This window comes from Skermanella sp., from assembly GCF_059503625.1.
In genome coordinates this window covers 1-2,214 of sequence record NZ_JCACHA010000487.1, presented here as the reverse complement: position 1 = coordinate 2,214, position 2,214 = coordinate 1, and the positions used below count along the sequence as shown (strand labels likewise).

The window sequence follows — 2,214 nt, the reverse complement described above, 5'->3', positions numbered from 1 at the left end:
GGCTGCGGGGGGACGGCATCGGTTGCTCCCAATATGGTTGGACGATCCTCCATCTGACAGTTTCGATGGAGGATCGTTCCCCCGCAGCCTCGGCGCGGTCTTACGCCCGCAGCTTGTCCATGTGCTGCTTCCGCAGCTTCGCCACCTTCGGCTCGATGATCACCTGACAATACGGCTGTCCGGGATTACGGGCGAAGTAGTCGTCGTGATAGGCCTCCGCCGGATAGAAGGTCGGTAGCGGTGAGACCTCCGTCACGATCGGGCGGTTCCAGATCCTGCGGTCGTCGACCGACTTGATGACGTCGCGCGCGATCCGCTCCTGCTCGGCATCGTGATAATAGATGACGGAGCGGTACTGCGGGCCGACGTCGTTGCCCTGGCGGTTCGGCGTGGTCGGGTCGTGGGTGGTGAAGAAGACCTCAAGCAGGTCTTCGTAGGAAATCACCGCCGGATCGTAGGCGATCTGGATCACCTCGGCATGGCCGGTGGTTGCGGTACAGACCTGCTGATATGTGGGATTCTCGACATGTCCGCCGGCATAGCCGGACTTAACGCTCTTCACGCCGCGCAGGTTCTGGAAGACCGCTTCGGTACACCAGAAGCAGCCGCCGCCGACGGTTGCCGTTGCCAGTTGCTGGTTCTCGGCCATCGTTGTTCATTCCTTGGGTAAGGGTATTCGCATGTTCCGCGTCCCAATGTGGTGCGCGGGATCCCTGCGGAAACCCGGCCTGCGGTAACATTCGCGCGATCATGCCGTCCTGGAAATCTCCAGCTTCAGTTCCTCGATCATCTTCTGCCGCATGATGAACTTCTGGATCTTGCCGGTGACCGTCATGGGGAAGGCTTCGACGAACCGGATGTGGCGGGGCACCTTGTAGTGCGCGATCCTGTCGCGGCAGAACTCGACGACCTCCTGCTCGGTCAGCGTCTCGCCCTCCTGGACGTTGATCCAGGCGCAAAGCTGCTCGCCGTAGCGCTCGTCCGGCACGCCGAAGACCTGGACGTCGGCTATCTTGGGATGGGTATACAGGAACTCCTCGATCTCGCGCGGATAGATGTTCTCGCCGCCCCGGATGACCATGTCCTTGATGCGGCCGACGATGTTGCAGTAGCCGTCCTCGTCCAGGACGGCCAGATCGCCGGTGTGCATCCAGCGCGACGCGTCGATCGCTTCCCGCGTCCGCTCCTCGTCGCCCCAGTATTCCCGCATCACCGAATAGCCGCGCGTCAGCAACTCGCCCGGAGTGCCGACCGGCACGATCCGGCCCTCGACATCGACGATCTTGACCTCCAGGTGCGGCTGGATGCGGCCGACCGTCGCCACCCGCTTCTCCAGCGGGTCGTCCACCGAGCTTTGGAAGCTGACCGGACTGGTCTCGGTCATGCCGTAGGCGATGGTGATCTCCCGCATGTTCATCTCGCCGGCCACCCGCTTCATGACCTCGATCGGGCAGGGGGAGCCGGCCATGATGCCGGTACGCAGCGTGGAAAGGTCGAACTCCTTGAAGCGCGGGTGGTTCAGGACGGCGATGAACATCGTCGGTACGCCGTGGAGGCCGGTGCAGCGTTCTTCCTGAACGGCGGTCAGGACGGCTTCCGGCTCGAAGCCTTCGCCCGGAATGACCATGCAGGCCCTGTGCGTGACGCAGGCGAGGTTTCCCAGCACCATGCCGAAGCAATGGTAGAACGGCACGGGGATGCACAGCCGGTCGTGCTCGGTCAGGCGCATCGCCTCCCCGATGAAGAAGCCGTTGTTCAGGATGTTGTGGTGCGTCAGCGTGGCGCCCTTGGGGTTGCCCGTGGTGCCGCTGGTGAACTGGATGTTGATCGCGTCGTCGAACTGGAGGACGTCCTTCAACTCGTCCAGTCTGGCGAAATGCTCTTCGCGCGCAGCGGCGGCGATATCGCCGAAGTTCAGCATGCCCGGCGTCCGATCCGCACCCATCCGGATGACGGTCCGCAGGCTCGGTACCTTGTGCGCGTCGAGCCTGCCGGGTTCGGCGTGGTCCAGTTCAGGCGCCACGTCGCGGATCATCGCGATGTAATCGCTGCTCTTGAAAGACGACGCCAGGATCAGCGCCTTGCAGCCGACTTTGTTAAGTGCGTATTCAAGCTCGTGGGTGCGATAGGCCGGGTTGATGTTGACCAGGATCAGCCCGGCCTTGGCGGTGGCGAACTGGGTCAGCACCCATTCCGCGTTGTTCTGCGACCAGA

General features: G+C 63.0%; 2 protein-coding genes. Both read right to left on the bottom strand.

Annotated features, from left to right (window positions below; all coding sequences use genetic code 11):
* Positions 1–100: 100 nt before the first annotated feature.
* On the bottom strand, positions 101–649 hold the full coding sequence (msrA, locus tag AC5JJ6_RS10650) for a peptide-methionine (S)-S-oxide reductase MsrA (protein ID WP_496042013.1): 549 nt from the start codon (positions 647–649) through the stop codon (positions 101–103).
* A 99-nt stretch (positions 650–748) separates the two neighbouring features.
* Positions 749–2,214 (bottom strand): AMP-binding protein (locus AC5JJ6_RS10645; RefSeq protein WP_496042012.1); only part of this gene is annotated, 1,466 nt, incomplete at its 5' end.